Annotated in this window: 21 protein-coding genes and 5 pseudogenes; 7 read left to right on the top strand and 19 right to left on the bottom strand. The window is 56.6% G+C overall.

The genetic code is table 11. The features are described from left to right. The first annotated feature begins 1 nt into the window (after window position 1). Window positions 2–1426 carry an RNA polymerase factor sigma-54 gene (gene rpoN, locus JCM25354_RS12545; protein WP_025886261.1) on the top strand — a complete coding sequence of 475 codons (1425 nt, stop codon included), beginning with the start codon at window positions 2–4 and terminating at the stop codon, window positions 1424–1426. Between the two features lie 30 nt (window positions 1427–1456). Here the strand turns inward: rpoN and JCM25354_RS12540 are convergent, their stop codons facing one another. The 3 genes from JCM25354_RS12540 to JCM25354_RS12530 form a co-directional block, all read right to left on the bottom strand. Continuing rightward, the gene (locus JCM25354_RS12540) at window positions 1457–1819 is read right to left on the bottom strand and encodes a RidA family protein (RefSeq protein ID WP_035447762.1); all 363 of its coding nucleotides are present in this window, start codon (window positions 1817–1819) and stop codon (window positions 1457–1459) included. Window position 1820: 1 nt separating this feature from the next. Then, the gene (locus tag JCM25354_RS12535) at window positions 1821–2075 is read right to left on the bottom strand and encodes a DUF1150 family protein (RefSeq protein WP_025886259.1); all 255 of its coding nucleotides are present in this window, start codon (window positions 2073–2075) and stop codon (window positions 1821–1823) included. 103 nt (window positions 2076–2178) lie between these two features. Continuing rightward, window positions 2179–2676 (bottom strand): Hsp20 family protein, encoded by a 498-nt coding sequence (locus JCM25354_RS12530; protein WP_025886258.1) that lies wholly within the window; start codon window positions 2674–2676, stop codon window positions 2179–2181. Between the two features lie 187 nt (window positions 2677–2863). Here JCM25354_RS12530 and def point away from each other — a divergent pair, with 187 nt between their 5' ends. The 3 genes and pseudogenes from def to truA all read left to right on the top strand — a co-directional run bounded on the left by def (window position 2864) and on the right by truA (window position 5108). Continuing rightward, window positions 2864–3409, top strand: coding sequence for a peptide deformylase (def, locus tag JCM25354_RS12525; RefSeq protein WP_025886257.1), 546 nt, complete (start codon window positions 2864–2866; stop codon window positions 3407–3409). A gap of 4 nt (window positions 3410–3413) precedes the next feature. Continuing rightward, window positions 3414–4328, top strand: coding sequence for a methionyl-tRNA formyltransferase (gene fmt, locus JCM25354_RS12520; RefSeq protein WP_025886256.1), 915 nt, complete (start codon window positions 3414–3416; stop codon window positions 4326–4328). Then, a pseudogene (truA, locus tag JCM25354_RS18845) lies at window positions 4318–5108 on the top strand (tRNA pseudouridine(38-40) synthase TruA). Before fmt ends, truA begins: the two are co-directional and overlap by 11 nt. Before the next feature lie 58 nt (window positions 5109–5166). Here the strand turns inward: truA and JCM25354_RS12510 are convergent. From JCM25354_RS12510 to dapD, 3 genes are read right to left on the bottom strand one after another with little or no spacing between them, the layout of a single operon-like run. Then, window positions 5167–5796 carry a hypothetical protein gene (locus JCM25354_RS12510; protein WP_025886255.1) on the bottom strand — a complete coding sequence of 210 codons (630 nt, stop codon included), beginning with the start codon at window positions 5794–5796 and terminating at the stop codon, window positions 5167–5169. Then, window positions 5793–6941: a succinyl-diaminopimelate desuccinylase gene (gene dapE / locus JCM25354_RS12505; protein WP_035447760.1), complete on the bottom strand. Its 1149-nt coding sequence runs from the start codon at window positions 6939–6941 to the stop codon at window positions 5793–5795. The genes JCM25354_RS12510 and dapE overlap by 4 nt, the downstream gene beginning before the upstream one ends. Beyond that, window positions 6926–7756 (bottom strand): 2,3,4,5-tetrahydropyridine-2,6-dicarboxylate N-succinyltransferase, encoded by an 831-nt coding sequence (gene dapD, locus JCM25354_RS12500; protein ID WP_025886253.1) that lies wholly within the window; start codon window positions 7754–7756, stop codon window positions 6926–6928. Before dapD ends, dapE begins: the two co-directional genes overlap by 16 nt. 215 nt (window positions 7757–7971) lie before the next feature. Here dapD and JCM25354_RS12495 point away from each other — a divergent pair, with 215 nt between their 5' ends. Further along, window positions 7972–8439, top strand: a complete 468-nt coding sequence (locus JCM25354_RS12495) for a hypothetical protein (protein ID WP_025886252.1) — start codon at window positions 7972–7974, stop codon at window positions 8437–8439. Next, window positions 8402–9001, top strand: a complete 600-nt coding sequence (locus JCM25354_RS20820; protein WP_159103498.1) for a diguanylate cyclase domain-containing protein — start codon at window positions 8402–8404, stop codon at window positions 8999–9001. The genes JCM25354_RS12495 and JCM25354_RS20820 overlap by 38 nt, the downstream gene beginning before the upstream one ends. Here JCM25354_RS20820 and argB read toward each other — a convergent pair. From argB to rpmH, 7 genes and pseudogenes are all read right to left on the bottom strand, one after another. Further along, window positions 9002–9924: pseudogene (gene argB / locus JCM25354_RS18840) on the bottom strand (acetylglutamate kinase). Beyond that, window positions 9921–10598: a ribosome biogenesis GTP-binding protein YihA/YsxC gene (gene yihA, locus JCM25354_RS12480; protein WP_025886250.1), complete on the bottom strand. Its 678-nt coding sequence runs from the start codon at window positions 10596–10598 to the stop codon at window positions 9921–9923. Before yihA ends, argB begins: the two are co-directional and overlap by 4 nt. After that, window positions 10595–11161, bottom strand: coding sequence for a membrane protein insertase YidC (yidC, locus tag JCM25354_RS23565; RefSeq protein WP_369345786.1), 567 nt, complete (start codon window positions 11159–11161; stop codon window positions 10595–10597). The genes yihA and yidC (JCM25354_RS23565) overlap by 4 nt, the downstream gene beginning before the upstream one ends. A 68-nt stretch (window positions 11162–11229) precedes the next feature. Then, window positions 11230–12363: pseudogene (yidC, locus tag JCM25354_RS23560) on the bottom strand (membrane protein insertase YidC); the annotation flags it as partial. A gap of 140 nt (window positions 12364–12503) precedes the next feature. Beyond that, the gene (gene yidD, locus JCM25354_RS12470) at window positions 12504–12728 is read right to left on the bottom strand and encodes a membrane protein insertion efficiency factor YidD (protein ID WP_035447770.1); all 225 of its coding nucleotides are present in this window, start codon (window positions 12726–12728) and stop codon (window positions 12504–12506) included. 5 nt (window positions 12729–12733) lie between these two features. After that, window positions 12734–13075, bottom strand: coding sequence for a ribonuclease P protein component (gene rnpA, locus JCM25354_RS12465; protein WP_025886248.1), 342 nt, complete (start codon window positions 13073–13075; stop codon window positions 12734–12736). Window positions 13076–13082: 7 nt separating this feature from the next. Beyond that, on the bottom strand, window positions 13083–13217 hold the full coding sequence (gene rpmH / locus JCM25354_RS12460) for a 50S ribosomal protein L34 (protein ID WP_023978518.1): 135 nt from the start codon (window positions 13215–13217) through the stop codon (window positions 13083–13085). 149 nt (window positions 13218–13366) lie between these two features. On the opposite strand from rpmH, the gene JCM25354_RS12455 reads away from it, so the two are divergent. Beyond that, window positions 13367–13579 carry a hypothetical protein gene (locus JCM25354_RS12455; RefSeq protein ID WP_025886247.1) on the top strand — a complete coding sequence of 71 codons (213 nt, stop codon included), beginning with the start codon at window positions 13367–13369 and terminating at the stop codon, window positions 13577–13579. Between the two features lie 42 nt (window positions 13580–13621). Here JCM25354_RS12455 and JCM25354_RS18830 read toward each other — a convergent pair. The 6 genes and pseudogenes from JCM25354_RS18830 to JCM25354_RS18825 form a co-directional block, all read right to left on the bottom strand. Further along, window positions 13622–13995, bottom strand: a pseudogene (locus tag JCM25354_RS18830) (VOC family protein). A 45-nt stretch (window positions 13996–14040) separates the two neighbouring features. Further along, the gene (locus JCM25354_RS12445; RefSeq protein WP_025886246.1) at window positions 14041–14883 is read right to left on the bottom strand and encodes an LpxI family protein; all 843 of its coding nucleotides are present in this window, start codon (window positions 14881–14883) and stop codon (window positions 14041–14043) included. Then, the gene (gene lpxA, locus JCM25354_RS12440) at window positions 14880–15743 is read right to left on the bottom strand and encodes an acyl-ACP--UDP-N-acetylglucosamine O-acyltransferase (RefSeq protein ID WP_025886245.1); all 864 of its coding nucleotides are present in this window, start codon (window positions 15741–15743) and stop codon (window positions 14880–14882) included. Before lpxA ends, JCM25354_RS12445 begins: the two co-directional genes overlap by 4 nt. Window positions 15744–15753: 10 nt before the next feature. After that, window positions 15754–16218 (bottom strand): 3-hydroxyacyl-ACP dehydratase FabZ, encoded by a 465-nt coding sequence (fabZ, locus tag JCM25354_RS12435; protein WP_051537409.1) that lies wholly within the window; start codon window positions 16216–16218, stop codon window positions 15754–15756. A gap of 174 nt (window positions 16219–16392) precedes the next feature. Next, the gene (gene lpxD / locus JCM25354_RS12430; RefSeq protein WP_025886244.1) at window positions 16393–17454 is read right to left on the bottom strand and encodes a UDP-3-O-(3-hydroxymyristoyl)glucosamine N-acyltransferase; all 1062 of its coding nucleotides are present in this window, start codon (window positions 17452–17454) and stop codon (window positions 16393–16395) included. Window positions 17455–17460: 6 nt separating this feature from the next. Next, a pseudogene (locus JCM25354_RS18825) lies at window positions 17461–18138 on the bottom strand (OmpH family outer membrane protein); the annotation flags it as partial.

Below are 18138 nucleotides of genomic sequence, written 5' to 3'. Positions count from 1 at the left end.
GATGGCGCGTCTTTCACTCCAGACGCGTCAGACCTCTGGTCTGATCATGACCGGGGCGTTGCAACAGGCGATAGGATTACTGCAGCTTTCCAACCAGGAGCTGCTTTCCGAACTGACCCTCATCGCAGAGTCCAATCCTCTTCTGGTCGTCTCTTCCCCGGAGGGCAACACACCCGAATATGATACTACACCTGAAGACTATCGCAGCGACGATCTTCCTCAGGATTACGACCCCGAAGATCCACAGATCGCAGCCGACTGGGATGACGACCCTGTTCTGCGTCATAGTGGCAACAGTGCTGAAGAGGGACTGTGTCAGGAGCCTCATGTGCCGTCACCAGGCCGGATCGAGGTGTTTCTGACCCAGATAAGCCGGTATTTTAACAGGATCGAAGATCGGTTCATCGCCCTCGCCCTCGTTGAAGCCCTTGATGCTTCCGGCCGTCTGGAGACGTCTCCTTGCGATATCGCCAAGGCGCTTGATGCTTCAGTTGAGCATATTGAAGCCGTTCGCAGGAAGATGCTTTTCTTCGAGCCTGTTGGCTGCTTTGCCCTCTCCCTGACAGAATGTCTTGCCACCCAGTTTCGTGCCCGGAACCGATATGATCCGGCAGTAGCAACGCTTCTCGATCATCTGGACTGGCTGGCACATGGCGAGCATGACAGGCTTAGAAAAGCCTGCGGACTTGATGCCCGGGACTATGCCGATCTCTTGCAGGAACTACGGGGATGCGAGCCCAGACCGGGTGCTTCATTCGCCCCACCGGACCCTGACCCCGAACCTGATCTTTTCATCCATCCTGGTCCGGATGGCCCTGTTATCTCTCTCAATCAGGCAACGTGGCCAAAGCTCACTCTTGATGAGGCACTCTATCGCCGTCTTCTGTCGGGCCAGGAAGAAGCAAAACTCTATGCACGAGAAAAGCATGACGAAGCGACTACTTTGCTACGCGCTGTCGAGCAGCGCGCCCGTTCGCTTCTTCTGATTTGTCAGGCGATCGCCAGATATCAGGCTGAGTTTCTCGAAAAGGGCATCACAGCTCTCAGGCCTCTGACACTTTCACAGATTGCCGAAAAGACCGGCTTGCACGAAAGCACTGTAAGCCGTGTCACTACGTCAAGAATTATAGGGACGCAGCGTGGCCTGTTACCTCTTCGACGCTTTTTTTCGACAGGGCTGGGAAATGGCGATGAACAGACCAGCGCAGACTCGGTCAAGGCACGCCTTAAACACCTGATCACGGAAGAGAAACCGGACGGCATTCTCTCTGACGATGCGCTCACCCGCGCCTTGCAGGACGAAGGCCATGTTATTCAGAGGCGCACTGTTGCAAAATACCGGGAAGCGCTGGGTATCGCCAGTTCGGCGCAACGCCGAAGGGAATTCAGACTGAGAGCCCATCTGGCCAACGCTACCGAAAGCTGATCTACCCGGTTCTGTCTACCTGTAGGCAGGCTATATTGCCGCGACTGCCGTGATTTCGACTGACCAGTCGGGATTGACCAGACGTGCCTCAACTGTTGCACGCGCTGGCTTGTGGTCGTGATCAAGCCAGGCATCCCAGGCGCGATTGACCGCATCGATTTCTGTAATGTCAGTCATGAAGATCTGGACGGAAAGAAGCCGGGTTTTGTCCGTCCCTGCCTCAGCCAGAATCGCATCAATCTGGTGCAGGATATCGGTTGTCTGTCCTTCCGTATCCAGAGAGGAATCATCAGCAACCTGGCCCGCCAGATAAAGCGTATTGCCATGACGCACCGCACCGCTCAGACGATGTTCTTCAGCGAAACGCTCGATATCAGCAGCAGAACTCTTCATCTCAATGCACCCAGGCCGGAACCATTTCATGATCAACAATCGCTTCGAAGGCGCTTGTTCTGTCTTCGGCCAATGCCATTGGCGTTCCATCCGCTGCATGAATGGCAAAAGCGGCTTCACCCTCGTAAAGAACGGGTTTGACGTAAGCGACGTGGCTCATCCCGAATTCCTTGAGATCCTGATGAGTCATGTGACGCAGATCCGATAAAGGTGCCTGCACCTTAACCGCTTCATCGTCATGAACAGTTTTGCTCATAATAAATTCTTCCTGTCGAGTCGGCCAGAAGACAGAGGGCCGACCGGGTCAAAACACCCTTGAGTTCAAGATAAAACCTCTTCCTCGCAGAGGCGAGACCCGATTATTCGTCGTCGAGATCACGAATGGTTCGACTGCGTCGTGGTTTGGGCATCTCGATATGGGTAGCCCGCGCAACCGGATGACCGGGCCGACCGGCACTGATCTCGATCCGCTTGACCCGCACTTCCGGCTGAGGACGGAGCAGATCGATATGAAGCAGCCCGTTATCGAGCCATGCTTCACCAATCTCGATATTCTCTGCCAGCACAAACGCTTTCTGGAACTGACGCGCGGCAATACCACGATGAAGGAATATCCTGCCCTGGCTATCATCGGTCTGACGGCCACGTATAACCAGCTGGTTATCTTCCTGTGTGATATGCAGATCGTCCATCACAAATCCGGCGACGGCCAGGGTGATGCGCAGCGTGGTCTGATTCAGTTGCTCGATATTGTAAGGCGGATATCCATCGGATGCCGTCTTGGATGCGCGCTCGAGCATCTGCTCAAGATGATCAAAGCCCAGAAACATGGGTGACGTGAACAAGCGGCCTGACATGCAGCCTCCTCCATGAGCGAGACGGTAGCGCGATCAAGCCCTCAAGCGGCGCTGGATCACCTGTCCGATATGGTCATGTTTGCCAGCAGGCGCAAGACACCCGCTCTGCCTGTCCATCAAATACGCAGCGACGATCCTCTGTTTAAATCTGGTTTTCTTCTCATCGAGTCGTTACATCCCCAGCATCATGACTGCGCTTTCTTTCCTCCCGGACATCGAGTCCATCGCCCCCACTCCAATTCTGGTCGCCCCACAACCCGTCCTCAGGGCTGTAGCGCGGGAAGTTACTGCCGACGACATGGCACTTGTCAGATCGCATCTGCCCGGCATGTTTTCGGCCATGTACAAAGCACCCGGCATCGGTCTTGCTGCGCCCCAGATCGGCCTCGGCCTGCGCTTTGCTCTTGTCGACGTCGCTGATGAAGGGGAGCGCCATCCGCTTGTGCTGATCAATCCGGAGATCATCGAGGAATCCGAGCAGCTTTCCGCTCGTGAAGAGGGGTGTCTTTCTCTCCCCAACCAATATGCCGAGGTCGTGCGCCCGCTCAGCGTGCGTCTGCGCTACCGCACTCTGAACGGCACCATTGAGGAGATGGAAGCGGACGATCTTCTGGCCACCTGCATCCAGCATGAAATCGACCATCTCGACGGCATCCTGTTCGTCGACCATCTTTCCAAGCTCAAGCGCAACATGATCATGCGCCGTCTGGCCAAGGAACAGAAAGGGCGCTGACACCATGCGTCTTGTTTTCATGGGTACGCCGGATTTTGCAGTTCCGGTTTTCGAAGCCCTTCGTGCCGATGGGCACGACATCATACACGTTTATACGCAACCCCCCCGTCCGGCTGGTCGCGGCAAGGCGTTGCGTCCCTCCCCTGTGCAGAATGCAGCAGAGCGCGCGGGTATCCCGGTACGATGCCCGGTCAGGATCAGACACAATGAAGAGGAACAGGCGTTTTTCGAATCACTCGATGCCGAGCTTGGCATCGTGGTTGCCTATGGGCTGATCCTGCCCCAACGCATGCTTGATGCTCCGCTCAAAGGCTGCCTGAACGTTCATGCCAGCCTGCTACCCCGCTGGCGTGGTGCTTCTCCGATCCAGTCCGCAATTCTCTCCGGCGACAGACGCAGTGGCACCTCGATCATGCAGATGGATGCCGGCCTTGATACGGGTGACGTCCTTGCAGAAGCGGCGCTCGATCTGACCGAAAACGAAACAGCCTCAACCCTGCATGACCGGCTTTCCTGTCTTGGTGCCGAGTTGTTGCTCGAAACACTGCGCCGCCCCTTCGCGCCTGTACCGCAATCCGATCAGGGTATAACCTATGCCGAGCGCCTGACGCGTGAGACTGGTCGACTGGACTGGCATAATCCGGCTGACAGGCTGGACAGGCAGATCAGGGGGCTGACACCCTGGCCGGGGGCTTTTACCACACTGAATGGTAACGTACTCAAGATCGGTCAGGCCCGTATCGTCGAATGCGCTACCCAGGAGACGCCAGGCAGCGCCCTTGATGACATGCTGACAATCGCCTGCGGTGAAAATGCCCTTCAGATTCTCACACTGCAACGTCCTGGCAAGGCAATGATGGCCGCTTCGGATTTTCTGCGCGGCACGCCTGTTCCCAAGGGGACATCTCTTGGAACATGATGGCCCTGCTCAGGGTTATCGCCGCTGGGCCCTGAAAATCGAATATGACGGGACGGGGCTGGTAGGCTGGCAAAGACAGAATAATGGCCTATCCGTGCAGGAGCTGCTTGAGAAAGCAGCCTCTCGCCTTGCAGGCGATGCACCCGTCATGAGCGCAACTGCTGGTCGTACCGATGCGGGAGTCCATGCCTCGGCAATGGTCGTGCAACTGGATCTGCCGGAGCAGGATCGTCTTGATGCGCGTCAGATACGCGACGGAATCAGCTTTCATCTCAAGCCGCATCGTGTAGCCGTGCTGGAGGCCGCCCCGGCAAGCAAGGCTGGCATGCCCGGTTTTCAGCGATATCCAGACGTTATCGTTATACGATCCTCAATCGTCCCACACGCGCTGTACTGAATGCAGATCATGTATGGCATGTCCGACGCCCCCTTGACGAAGTGGCCATGCATGAAGCCGCCCGGACGCTTCTCGGACGCCATGATTTTTCATCATTCCGTGCTGCCTCCTGTCAGGCCAGCAGCCCGGTGCGTACACTGGACTGCCTCAACGTGACCCGAGACGGCATGCTGATTTATCTGGATGTCGAGGCTCGTTCCTTCCTGCATCATCAGGTGCGCAATCTGGCGGGCTCATTGCAGCTTGTTGGTAGCGGGCAATGGCCGATAGACAAGCTGCGTACTGTTCTCGACGCCTGCGATCGACGCAAAGCGGGGCCTACAGCGCCACCGGAAGGGTTGTGTCTTGTCGGCGTCGGATATTTGCAGGACCCGTTCGCCTGACTGTCTGATCTGATAGGCTGCCTGCCGGGCTTCCCTGACCCGGCCACCCCGAAAACACTCAGGATTTTGGCAGGGGCACCATGATTTCCCGCAGTGCATTGTAATGCGGCGGCAGAAGAGCTGCGATGACATAGAGTATTGCAACAGACAGATTGATCAGAACAACAAGAGCAGCAGCCCTGCCACCGCTGATCTGTAATGCCTTGCGGGCTATAAACCAGCCAAGCCAGAGTTCATACAGTTCGACCCCCAGCATTACACCGGCCAGACCCGCAGGCGTTGAGGCACGACCAGGCATGACAAGTTCGACCAGGCTCAATGCAAACAGTGAGAGAACCAGCGGCAGCCAGCTGCTCCACTGCAGAGCTGTTGCATAGCGCAGCCAGAGCGCCTCGCGTTTCCAGAATTTTGCAGCGAGCTGGGAAACGACCAGTCTGGTCAGCAGGACCGTGATCAGGATCATGACCTTGGTCATCTGGACGGCATCGAGCTTCTGCCCCAGCTGCGATAGTCCAATCACCAGAAACAGGGCAACGCTCGGTGCTATCGCTGATAGCAAGGCCTCGGGCGTGTTACGAAACGCCTCAAGTCCCTGGGCGTCACCGCGACCCAGCTGCAAGACACCACGCAGAATGCGCGAAGCAGCCCCTGCCGGTGTTTCGGTCGGAGTGGGAGAACCGGTTTTCACAATCCGAAAGCCTCAAGAAAATCACGATAGATCAGGACCAGTGCCTGCAGATCGGCAATGGCAACACATTCATCCGCCTTGTGCATTGTGGCACCTACCAGCCCGAATTCGGCAACCGGACAGTAATGGGCAATAAATCGAGCGTCCGATGTACCACCGCCAGTATCAAGCTTCGGGACAAGGCCCGTGTGACGCGCCACGACACGCGACAAGGCCTCCACAGCATCTCCTGGTTCTGTAAGAAACGCTTCGCCACTGATACTCGCTTCGAGCCGTACCTTATTTGCATGACGGGCAGCGACCTCGTTTATCCACTTTACCAGATCTTCGCCGCGATGCTCGGTATTGAATCTGATATTGAGCCTTGCCGTCGCCTTGCCTGGAATCACGTTGCTGGCGGAATTACCGACATCCACACTGACGACCTGCAGAGAGGAGGGCGCGAAATGGACATTGCCTTCGTCCAGAACACGCGCAGTCAGCTCACTCAGGATCGACAGCAAACGATGGATCGGGTTATCAGCCAGATGCGGATAGGCAACATGACCCTGAACTCCCTCTACCGTGATTTCGGCATTCAGACTACCGCGACGTCCGACCTTGATGACCTGACCAAGCCTGTCAGGGTTGGTCGGTTCACCAAGAAGACAGAAATCGGGACGGTGTCCCTGCTCCATCATCCAGGGCAGTACTGCTTTTGTCCCGTAAAGCGCAGGACCTTCCTCATCCCCTGTGATCAGAAGGCTGACAGCCCCCGTGAGGGCTCGTTCGGCCTTGAGACTGGCCACCGCAGCAATAAAGGCCGCGATGCCGCCCTTCATATCCGCAACGCCGCGCCCATACAGCATTCCGTCGACGCGTTGAGCCCCGAACGGATCGTGACGCCAGTTGTCCCCTGGCGGCACAACATCAGTATGCCCGGCAAAACACAGATGCGGCCCCCCTTCGCCCATACGTGCAAAGAGATTGGGCGTTTTGCTACCTTCCGGCCCACGATCGACACGCTCTGTCCTGAAACCGAGACTGGCCAGCGTTTCGGCAAGCAGTGCCATCGCTCCGTCATCCGCGGGTGTAACAGAGCGGCAGCTGATCAGCTGACCCGCGAGGCTGACAACATCAAGAGACACGATCAGTCGCGCAACAATTCGTTGATTGAGGTCTTGGAACGTGTGCGCTCATCAACACGCTTGACGATGACAGCGCAGGCAAGATGCGGCGCGTCAGGTGTACGACCGGGCAATGTACCAGGCACAACGACCGAATACGCCGGAACACGCCCCATGAAGATTTCGCCTGTCGCACGATCAACAATCTTGGTCGACGCGCCGATAAACACGCCCATGGACAGTACCGAACCGCGCTCGACGACAACACCTTCGGCCACTTCCGAACGGGCACCGATGAAGCAGTCATCCTCGATGATGACCGGTGCGGCTTGCAGGGGTTCCAGCACACCACCAATACCGGCACCGCCGCTGATATGCACGTTCTTGCCTATCTGGGCGCAGGAACCGACTGTCGCCCAGGTATCAATCATCGTGCCGCTGTCGACACGTGCACCGACATTGACAAAGCTCGGCATCAGAACCACGCCGGGAGCAATATAGGCGGAGCGACGTACAATGGCACCGGGCACGGCACGAAACCCGGCTTCAGCAAAGCGGAACTGATCCCAGCCATCGAATTTCAGTGGCACCTTGTCAAAACCGGGAACACCACCACAGCCACGTTCCGCCACACGGCTGTCAGTAATGCGGAAAGAAAGAAGAACCGCTTTCTTGAGCCATTCATGTACAGTCCAGCCCTTCTCTCCGGGCTCTGCCACACGCAATCTGCCTTCATCCAGAGCGGTCAGTGCACGCTCGATCGCTTCGCGCGCCTCGCCTTCCGTCTGGGCATTGAGCGTATCACGACGCTCCCACAACGAGTCGATCACAGTACGCAAATCGGAAGCGGGCATCTCGGGGCGTCCTTTTGACGGGGTTACTCAAGTGAGCGGACCATGCTCAGGACGCATCAGGAAGTCAACGAATCATGCGTCAGATAAGCGTTAAGGATGAATTAAATACCCGACCCTATACTGGATCGTGAGCAAGGAAACGGAGGCTCACCCCAGAAAACCATGCTATCGAGAGCACCGCAGCATTTTCCTTTCTCTCCTCGGGAATATACCAGATGAACGCATTCATGATGAACACCATGCGTTCGGCACTATCGAATTTCGTGTCAGGTCATTCGAAACACGCCTCGCCAAGCCTCTCGCGAAAATGGAAGCAGCGCGAAGTCGAGTTTCAGGCATCTTTACTTGAAACCCTGCGCGCTGCCATTTCGGTATCCGAGGGTCTGCGCATGGCCTTCGAGCAGTTCTGCGAACAGACAAAACCTGATCGGGGTATTCTCATGAGTGCCGGGGCTCTGGTTATTCCTCCCCCTTCGGAACCACAGCTTCATATTCTTTATTCCTGGCCGGATCCTGACGATGTCTCGCATGACGAAACCAGCAGTGCCCGGAGCTACACAAATCTTTGTCTCCGAGCCATCACGGAAGTCAGGCATCAGGGCGAAATAGGCATTTTTGTCTATTACCCGCAGCGTTTCCCGACCCGTGCGGCAGAATCCTCCGTCGTATCCTCGGCACGCTGATACAAACGGCTGGGGCGATGATCGAGGTGGATTATCGCTACCGCGTCCTGATGCGCGCCCTGCCCTACGATCCCCTAACCCACCTTCCGGTCTGGTCGCTTTCAGAGAAAAAGTCGAGCAGCGCTTTTCCCGGCTGGATCGGGAACATCTTGCAGCCACGCTTATGCTCGTCTCTTTCTCAGGCTTGCTGAACACGCCGGATGAGCTGGGGAATGCCGAAGCCGCTATCGAACAGATTGCGCATGTGCGTGATGCGATCATATTTCTGCAGCGTGCGATTAGACCAACCGACCTGATCGGACAGCTGGATCGCGAAAGTTTTGTGCTCTGGCTTGATGGCGGGGATCGTTTTGCTTCGGTAGAACGAGCCGATCTGATCTGCAAAAGGCGCTATATGTGCGCGGCAGGAGCCAATCCCCTGATATCGGTCAAGATTGGTCTCGTCACGCGAGAGCCCCACTCGACCGATACCGTGGACGTATTCTTCGAAAGAGCCCGTCTTGCTCTTACAATCGCACAGGAAGAAAACGTGGACTGGTATTTCGCCCACGAAGACGCCTGATCAGGCTGCCCTGATGATCGTACCGGAGCCTTTATGGGTAAACAGCTCCAGCAGACAGGCATGAGGCACGCGCCCATCAAGAATAACCGCTGCACTGGCGCCGGCCTTGACAGCAGCAAGACAGGTCTCGACCTTGGGGATCATTCCTCCGGAAATTGATCCATCCTCGATACGTCGCTGCGCTTCCTCTGCCGTCAGCTCTGGTATAAGCGTGCCATTTTCATCCAGTACGCCGGCAACGTCGGTCAGCATCAACAGACGGGAAGCATTGACACTCCCCGCAATCGCACCTGCCGCAGTATCGGCATTGATATTATAGGTCTCTCCTTTTTCACCTACACCGATGGGCGCGATGACAGGGATCAGACCTGAGCCAAGGAGGGAATAAAGAACGCGCGGATCGATTTTTGTCGCTCGCCAACAAAACCGAGATCCTGTGTTTCTTCCTGACCCGAACGTGGATCACGGCTGCGATGCATCAGCTTGCGTGCCTGAAGCAATCCACCATCCTTGCCCGAAATACCAACCGCCAGGGCTCCCGCACGGTTGATAAGGTCAGCCACCTGTTTGTTGACGCTCCCTGACAGCACCATCTCGATTACATCGATAGCGGCCTGATCGGTAACACGCAGTCCATCCACGAAGCGTGAATCGATATTGAGGCGCTTGAGCATGGCACTGATCTGCGGCCCACCACCATGCACGACAATCGGATTGATACCGACAAGCTTCAGAAGCGCGATGTCCCGCCCGAATGCACTCGACAGATGATCCTTACCCATGGCGTTTCCGCCATACTTGACCACGATTGTGTCGCCAGCATAACGACGAAGGAAAGGCAGGGCGCTCGCAAGGAGAGCTGCCTGCTGCTGGCCCTCATCATTCATGTCAGGGAGCGTGAACTCCAATGTATCCCTGGTCATCCCTGCTCCCCTTCAACCATTGAGTTCCCGATCGAGCGGGCAATTTCAGCACGCAAGGTGTCGATACCCAGACCGGTCTCGCTGCTGGTTATCGCAATATGCGGATAGGCAGCAGCATGTCTGGCCAGAACAGTCTCGACCTCGGCAGTTTTTGCCTTCAGCTTGTTTGGCCCCAGGCCATCAGCCTTGGTCAGTACGATCTGAAACAGCACAGCGGCACGGTCGAGCATCTCCATGACATCACGATCGGCCTGTTTCAGCTCTATACGGGAGTCCAGAAGTAGGAAAACCCGCGTCAGGGTCGGACGACCACGAAGATAGGCAAACATCATCGTCTGCCATTCTTCCTTTACCGATTTCGCCGCTTTTGCAAAGCCATAGCCCGGCATATCAACCAGAGCCAGACGACCACCGAGATTGAAAAAATTCAGTTGCTTGGTGCGTCCGGGTTCCGAAGAGGCACGCGCAAGCCTGTTACGCCCGGTAAGGGCATTGATCAGACTGGATTTACCAACATTCGAACGCCCCGCGAAAGCCACTTCCGGCCCCGCAAGAGGCGGAAGCTGATCAAGCTTCTGCGCCCCGAAGAAGAAATCGCATTCAGCCGCAAAAAGCAGACGGCCATTCTCGATCTGCTCTTCGGTGAAAATGGTCGGATCTTCTTTCTGGCTCACGGCTTTCTGACGGCTGTACCGCCCTTCTTCACACCCCGGTCAATCTGCATCTGGATCAGTTTCTGCTGCCCATAGCTGAGAACGTTATTCCAGGTGTAGTAGATGATGATGCCAGCCGAGATACGACCAAGGAAGATCGTATAGATAACCGGCATGAACTGCATGATCTTCTGCTGGGCGGGATCCATGCTGACCATGCTCTGTCGCTGCATCAGCCAGATGGTGATGCCAAACAGGATCGGCCAGATGCCTATATGCAGCATTTCGGGCATGAAGGCCGGATTGAACGGCAGAAGTCCGAACAGATTGAAGATTGTCGTCGGGTCCGGTGCGGAAAGATCGCGTATCCATCCATAGAAAGGCGCATGACGCATCTCGATCGTGATGTTCAGCACCTTGTACAGACAGAAAGCAACCGGGGCCTGAACCAGAAGAGGCAGACAGCCACCGGCAGGATTGACACCCTCTTCCTTGTAAAGCGCCATGATCTGCTGGTTCTGTGCCAGCTGGTCACCCTTGTTATGTTCGCGAATGGCCTGGATACGGGGAGCAAGTGTCCGCATGCGTGCCATGGAGCGAAAGACTTGGTCGCCAGAGGATAGAGGATCAGCTTGATGATCAGGGTCAAAGCCAGCAGGGCGATGCCGAAATTGCCGAACTTGTCATAGAGCCAGTGCAATACGTGGAACATCGGCCGGGTGAGAAACGCGAACCAGCCAAAATCGACCGCCTTGTAGAAGTACGGAATATGCAGGTCATTCGTGTACTGGTCGAGAAGATTGACCTCCTTGGCCCCGGCAAAGACCATGCTCGTCGTCTGAACTGTCGAGCCAGGCGCAATCTGGACTGGCTGGCTGGACTGGGTATCGACGATATACGATCCTTCCTTGGCGTTCGGTACAAAGCGATAGCGAACCGAGACGGCTGCTTTCTGGTCGGGAATGACAGCTGTCAGCCAGTATTTGTCGGTAATACCTGCCCAGCCACCCACGCCATCGGCCGACCAGGCAGCATTATCCGCTTTGGTCGCCCCCTTGCGCATGGTCTTGTAGGATTCCTCATCCAGCCGATCATTGACGACCGAGAGCGGGCCTTCCTGCACAATCATACCGCCGGTCTCGACGGGTTTGTAATCACGCTCGACACGCTGATAGGGTGTCAGGGAAACCGGGCCACCTGCCTGATTCTGTACACTCTGTGTGATATCAAACAGATAACGACGATCGAGCTTGATCTCGATCCTGAAAAGCAGGCCCTGACCATTATCCCATTGCAACGTGACGGGATGATCGGGTGATAGCGTCTTGTCGTCGCTGGACCAATCGGTATTGGCATCAGGCAGACGCAGCGTCGAACCGGCCGGCGCCTGCCACCCGATCTCGACAAAACTCGGCTGTGGCCCTTCGACATTTTCCAGCAGGCGGACCAGAGGCGAATTCTTCTCGATCGTCTCATGATAGTGAGTCAGAACGAGATTATCGAAACGCGCACCGCGCAGGCTGAACGAGCCCGTGGCATCAGGCCCTTCAATGGCTATATGTCCGGCCGGTGCGGTTGCGGCTGCCGGGCTGTTCGCCGGAGCTCCTCCTGGCGCCGCCACGGGAAGAGCAGAGACCTTGCCCCCCGCATCAGGAGTCTTGCCCTGAGCCTGCTGTGATGTCCGGGTCTCGACGTCTTTCTTCGCGTGCTGCGGCACGAAATAATCGAAGCCGACCACGATCGCGGCCGAGAGACTGGTTGCCACGATGATGCGCTTGATATCCATCAGCCGAATACCGGTCTTTCCAATGAGAATGAAACAAGTGGTGAGGAACACGGGTCAAAAGCCGCATCCGTAGCGGTTCAAGTGACCGAATTCCGACGACAAAACAATAGGGAGGAGCACAATTCGATATTTTATGCCCTTCAGGGCACCGGATCGAAACCTCCGCTGCAGTAGGGATGACAGCGTAGAAGCCTTCTGATCGTCAACCAGAGACCCCGCCCGATCCCATGGCGGCGCAGGGCCTCCTGGGCATAAACACTACAGGAGGGGTGGAAACGGCAATTGGTGCCAAGTTGTGGGCTGACATACCGTCGATAGATATGCAGCAGGGCCAGAAGAAAGGTAAGTACCGTCTTTCTGACCACAGCGATCACAGGGCTTCGCCTTTTCTGAGGGCATGTTCAAGATCTGCAATCAGCCTGTCGAAAGGACGCCCTCTGGTCGAATCGCGTCCGATCAGCACAAGGTCCACAGCAGCGAGATCAGTCTTGCGAGCCACATGCTGCAACGCCGCCCTCAGGCGGCGGCGTGTGCGGTTACGCACAACAGCGTTACCGACTTTCTTGGTCACGGTAAATCCCACACGGGCCGGAGCCTCATGTTCCGTTCTCAGAACCTGAAGCACAAGACCCGGTGTGGCAACTTTCCGCCCCCGACTGGCCACCCGGAGAAATTCGGGTCTTTTTCGAAGTTTCTGGGGCTGGTCCGCCAAGTCGTAATCAGGCCGAGAGCTTCTTGCGGCCTTTGGCACGACGGTTGTTGATGACGCGACGGCCACCGACGGTTTCCATACGGGCGCGGAAGCCATGGCGACGCTTGCGAACGAGCTTGGACGGTTGATAGGTACGCTTCATGGCGTCATTCCTCAAGGCAATGATTGACGGCGAGACCAGTGAAGGCCCACCCTGACAAGAAGACGACACAAGGGTGACGCCATCTTCCTCTGTGCGCGGGCTTTTACGAGGCCCGAACTGCCCTGTCAATAAAATCAAGGAGTCTGGTAATGACGCAGCAACAGGATTTATCGTCGAAAGATGCGGAAAAACGTCTGTCAACGCTCCGCCACGACCTGCGCAATGATCTGGCTACAGCATTGCTTGCTGCTGATCTTCTTGCCGGCAATGCGGATGAAACGGTTCGCCGACATGCACTGAGTATCGTTGCTGCGCTGGAAAGAGCGACAGAACACCTGAAACGCTCAAAAAAAACGGCCTGAATGCCAGCTCTGCCCGGCGTCAACACGCCGGGCAGAAAAGCCTCAATATGTGTCCTTCTGGATAATCTCGATCTTGTAACCATCGGGATCTTCAACGAAGGCAATGATTGTCGTACCGAATTTCACGGGTCCAGCCTCACGTGTCACCTTGCCGCCACCGGCACGGATTTTCTCGACTGTCGCCGCCGCATCCGCGACACCAACGGCGAAATGACCAAAACCATTGCCTATCTCGTAAGGCGTTGCCTGATCCAGTTGTGGGTCAGTTCGATTTCTGCCTCGCCATGGGCATTGTCGTTGAAGCCAAGATAGACAAGCGTATAACGCCCCTCCGGCACTTCCCGGCGACGAATTTCGCGCATACCGAGCAGCCTGTAATAAGCCACACTCTTGTCGAGATCGAATACGCGGATCATCGTGTGCAAGTAGGTTGCCATGATTTTACTCCTGAAAGATGCGCCTTAACCTGCGCCCTGACTTTCGGCACGGCTCAGACCATAGAGAAACAACCCTAGGCGATCAGCGGTTGCCTCACATTCGTCAGGATCGGTCAACAAGGTAAAGCCTGTCTCGAAAGCGATACCACGCAGCCCTGCAGCCTGGGCATTTACAACCGTATTGGGGCCGATTGTGGGCATGTCGGCACGCGCTTCCTGACCCGGCTTGAGCATCTTGACCAAAACACCCCCGGGGCCGGGCTGTGCCAGATGCAATGCCCGCGCCAGCATACGATCCGTCCCCTCGATCGCTTCTACAGCCAGAACAACCCCATCCTGCACAATGCAGCCCTGACCTATATCGAGCGCACCGAGACCGCGCACGACTGACACGCCTCTCATGATATCGCTCATTGCCTGGGAATCGGGCTGCACACGCCCCAAAGCTCCGACCTTGCCAAGAGACCGGGTAAGAAACTCATGCGCACCACGCACATTGAACCCCTCCTCTCCGAAAATCCGGATGAGTGCGCCCAAAAGCCCGTTATCGCCGGCAAAAAGTGCCCGCCCGACCCGGGCCATAAGTCTGGCCCCTTCGGCATCGGGACGCAGATCGCGTAAGGCAGGACGACGTACGGGACCGATAAGTACTATATCGCGACATTCGGCCTGTCGAAGAGCAGACAGAATTTCACCCGCCGCAGCCAGGCGAATAATCCTGTGGGGCCAATGCCGTATCTGCTCAAGGTCGACAAAATCCTGAAACCCGACAATGAAGACCCTGCCGCCCTGCCGAGATATGGCTTCAGCCACCTGAAACGGCAAAGGTCCGCTCCCGGCCAGAATCCCGACAGGTGCGGTATTCATGCGCCCTCGGTTTCTACCGATAGCTGAGAGGGGCTCGCTGCGCGCACAAGACCGCGCCGGCTCTGCACTTCCATGAATGCGACAATTTCCTGCACACGTGCGCTGGAGGCGAAATCCCGCTTTACTGAAGCAAGACGTGATTCCAGAACATTTTCGTTGCGCCCTGTCCGTGGATAAAGGGTCCGGAAAGCCCGGCGCATCTGCTGTATTTCTTCCGCACTCACGCCCTGACGACGCAGCCATATCCAGTGCAGACCTACCAGGCGTGCCCTGTTGCCCAGCACACTGCCATAGGGAATGACATCGGCCTCGACACCACAGACACCACCGACAAGCGCCCCACGTCCGATACGTACGAACTGATGCAGAGCAGCAGCCCCCATGATTCGGGCCCCGTCACCGATTTCGACATGACCACCCATCACCACATTATTAACGATGATGACGCCGTCCCCAATGTCGCAGTCATGAGCCACATGCGCATTGGCCATAATCAGACAATGCCCCCCCACACGGGTCAACGCAGTTCCCTGCGCCGTACCACGATGAATCGTGACATTCTCTCTGATAACCGTATGAGCGCCGATGATGCAGCGCGTCGGCTCGCCACGATATTTCAGATCCTGTGGGGCCAAACCCACAGTCACGAAAGGGAAAATCTCGACATGCGCACCAATATCGGTCTGACCCTCTATGATGACATTGGCATGGAGCTTTACCCCGTCACCAAGGGAAACATCGGGACCAATTGAGCACCAGGGCCCGATAGTGACATTCTCACTAAGAACCGCCTCTGGAGCGACCAATGCGCTTGGGTGAATGCTGACAGTGCTGGGCCATTTTGACACGGAACGATCCACGAAGCTGTTTCTAACCCATAATCATGGCGCTGAAGGTCGCCTCGGCAACCGAAACACCATCGACACGTGCGACACCCTTGAAACGCCATACATTGGCGCGGGCGCGCTCCTTGACAACTGTGATATGCAGCTGGTCACCGGGACCAACCGGGCGGCGGAACTTCGCGCCTTCGATGGTCATGAAATAGACGAGCTTGCCCTCAAAGGCATCGCCAAGCGTGAGGACAACCAGCGTCGCCGCTGTCTGTGCCATTGCCTCAACGATCAGCACACCAGGCATGACCGGCTGTGCAGGAAAATGCCCCGTAAAGAATGGCTCGTTGATGGTGACGTTCTTGATACCGGTTGCCGACTCACCAAGCTTGATATCGACCATCTTATCGATCATCAGAAAAGGATAACGGTGAGGGATAGCCGACATGATCCGCATGATATCGATGGCTTCGATATCAACCGCTTCAGCCTTGGCCGTCATTTCCTTGTTATTTTCTTCCGCAGAGGCGTCCAATGTTCTGCTCACTTCTTGTTCCTGAACGCAGCCGGTTAATCGCCACGTTCAACCGCCACTAACGTGACGGCAGGTTTGATATGTCCGCCAGCTTCTAGCAAAACTCTGAACCCGTGACCACAGGCGCGTGCAGGCGAGAAATCAGGTCTCGCTCTTGCCATCCTTTTTTGCCAGACGACGAAGGAAGGCCACGTTACGGAAAAACTCCCTGAACGGCATGGCGGGGCTACCTATGACATCAGCACCGGCCTCTACGTCGGACATCACACCGCATTGAGCTCCGATACGCGCCTTGTCACCGATTTTTATATGGCCGATCAGACCGGCCTGGGCGGCGATGGTGACAAAATCACCAAGTTCGGTTGAACCCGAGATACCCGCCTGTGAAACGACAATACAGCAGCGACCAAGCTGCGCATTATGACCGATCTGCACGAGGTTATCGATACGTGTTCCCGCACCGATCACCGTATCCCGCATCGAGCCGCGGTCGATCGTCGAATTGGCCCCGATTTCTACATCATGGCCCAGAATCACGCGCCCGAGCTGCGGCACTGTCTCAAACCCTGCCGGACCAACGGCAAAGCCGAAACCGTCCTGACCGATGCGGGCTCCGGGATAGAGCGTGACCCGATCATCCAGTATCGCATGCGAAACCGAAACATGGGCACCAATACGATTATGCGCACCGATCACCACTCCGTCGCCGATGACAGCGTGCGTCGAAAGGATACTTCCCGACCCGATTTCGACATGGGCGCCGATTGTCACGAAGGGACCAATTTCAACATTCTCACCCAGGATGGCCGTTTCATCGACCACAGCCGTGGGATGCACCCCGGGACGCGATGGAGAGACAGGGTGAAAACGGGCAGCAATACGCGCCCAGGCAAGATAAGGCGCCTTGCTGACGAGTCCTACCACGCCCTCTGGCAGCTTGTCCTTGAAAGCCGGACCAAGGATGACAGCGCCAGCATTGGTATCGGCAAGAAGTGGCAGATACCGTCTGTTATCAAGAAAACTGACTTCCTGCCGCGTGGCCGCCTGTAACGGCGCAACACCACGAAGCTGAAGCTCCGCCGCCCCCGCCGGCCCTACAATCTCGGCCTCGGCGCACGCTGCAAGCTCCGAGATTGAGAAGGGTCCCTGACGATCAAAGAAACGCGGATCACCGGGTAGACCATCGGTGGATGACAGGCTCATGACAGATCAATGCTTCCTGAGGATCGAGGCAGGCGGAGCAGGCTGGGTCGTCGGACCCGGACCAACCTGAGATGTTGTGTCTTCGTCAGCGGTGGTCGGCATTTTGCCTGATTTTGCCAGCACCTCAGGATCAACATCTTCTGCAGGAATAAAGACATGAGGCAAGATCTTGTTCAGAACCTTTGCCGTCTCTTCCGTGATATCCTGACCATCAACATGAAGTGCCACCTGCTCGCTGTGCAAAACAAGATTCATGCTATGCGAAGCCGCTACCTGCCGGACGATACGTACAAGTTCGCGTTCAATCTGGTTAAGCGACACATTGGCCGCCTCCTGGATGATGCGCGCCCGGTTGGCAAAATCGCGCTGCGCTTTCGCACGACGCTCCTGCAAATGACGCTCACGAATCTGGATCTGCTCAGAGGTCAGTGTACGCGCACTTTCCTGCAGTTTCTGCTGCTCGACGCGCCAGCCGGCCTGTTCCTTCTGCGCAGCAGCGGCCAGTTTGTCACGACGCTCGCCAAGTACACGCTGCGCTTCAGCCGCCGCGCTGGACAGACGCATGACAGTTGGAATGCTGATGACGCCCAGCAGGGCAGCCGGGGGCGGTGCTGCCTTGGGCAGGTCGGGTGAGTCAGGAATCGGGGGGCTGCGGGAGAACCGGCGGCGCTTCCGGCTGCTGCA

The organism is Asaia prunellae JCM 25354 (genome assembly GCF_000613885.1).
Classification (GTDB): Bacteria; Pseudomonadota; Alphaproteobacteria; order Acetobacterales; family Acetobacteraceae; genus Asaia; species Asaia prunellae.
This window is presented reverse-complemented; position numbering and strand designations above follow the sequence as displayed.

Coding starts and splice junctions, on each gene's coding strand:
- rpoN (WP_025886261.1), top strand. CDS start 2: ATGGCGCGTCTTTCACTCCAGACGCGTCAGACCTCTGGTCTGATCATG.
- JCM25354_RS12540 (WP_035447762.1), bottom strand. CDS start 1,819: ATGAAGAGTTCTGCTGCTGATATCGAGCGTTTCGCTGAAGAACATCGT.
- JCM25354_RS12535 (WP_025886259.1), bottom strand. CDS start 2,075: ATGAGCAAAACTGTTCATGACGATGAAGCGGTTAAGGTGCAGGCACCT.
- JCM25354_RS12530 (WP_025886258.1), bottom strand. CDS start 2,676: ATGTCAGGCCGCTTGTTCACGTCACCCATGTTTCTGGGCTTTGATCAT.
- def (WP_025886257.1), top strand. CDS start 2,864: ATGACTGCGCTTTCTTTCCTCCCGGACATCGAGTCCATCGCCCCCACT.
- fmt (WP_025886256.1), top strand. CDS start 3,414: ATGCGTCTTGTTTTCATGGGTACGCCGGATTTTGCAGTTCCGGTTTTC.
- dapD (WP_025886253.1), bottom strand. CDS start 7,756: ATGCCCGCTTCCGATTTGCGTACTGTGATCGACTCGTTGTGGGAGCGT.
- JCM25354_RS12495 (WP_025886252.1), top strand. CDS start 7,972: ATGAACGCATTCATGATGAACACCATGCGTTCGGCACTATCGAATTTC.
- yidC (WP_369345786.1), bottom strand. CDS start 11,161: ATGCGGACACTTGCTCCCCGTATCCAGGCCATTCGCGAACATAACAAG.
- rpmH (WP_023978518.1), bottom strand. CDS start 13,217: ATGAAGCGTACCTATCAACCGTCCAAGCTCGTTCGCAAGCGTCGCCAT.
- JCM25354_RS12455 (WP_025886247.1), top strand. CDS start 13,367: ATGACGCAGCAACAGGATTTATCGTCGAAAGATGCGGAAAAACGTCTG.
- JCM25354_RS12445 (WP_025886246.1), bottom strand. CDS start 14,883: ATGAATACCGCACCTGTCGGGATTCTGGCCGGGAGCGGACCTTTGCCG.
- fabZ (WP_051537409.1), bottom strand. CDS start 16,218: ATGACGGCCAAGGCTGAAGCGGTTGATATCGAAGCCATCGATATCATG.
- lpxD (WP_025886244.1), bottom strand. CDS start 17,454: ATGAGCCTGTCATCCACCGATGGTCTACCCGGTGATCCGCGTTTCTTT.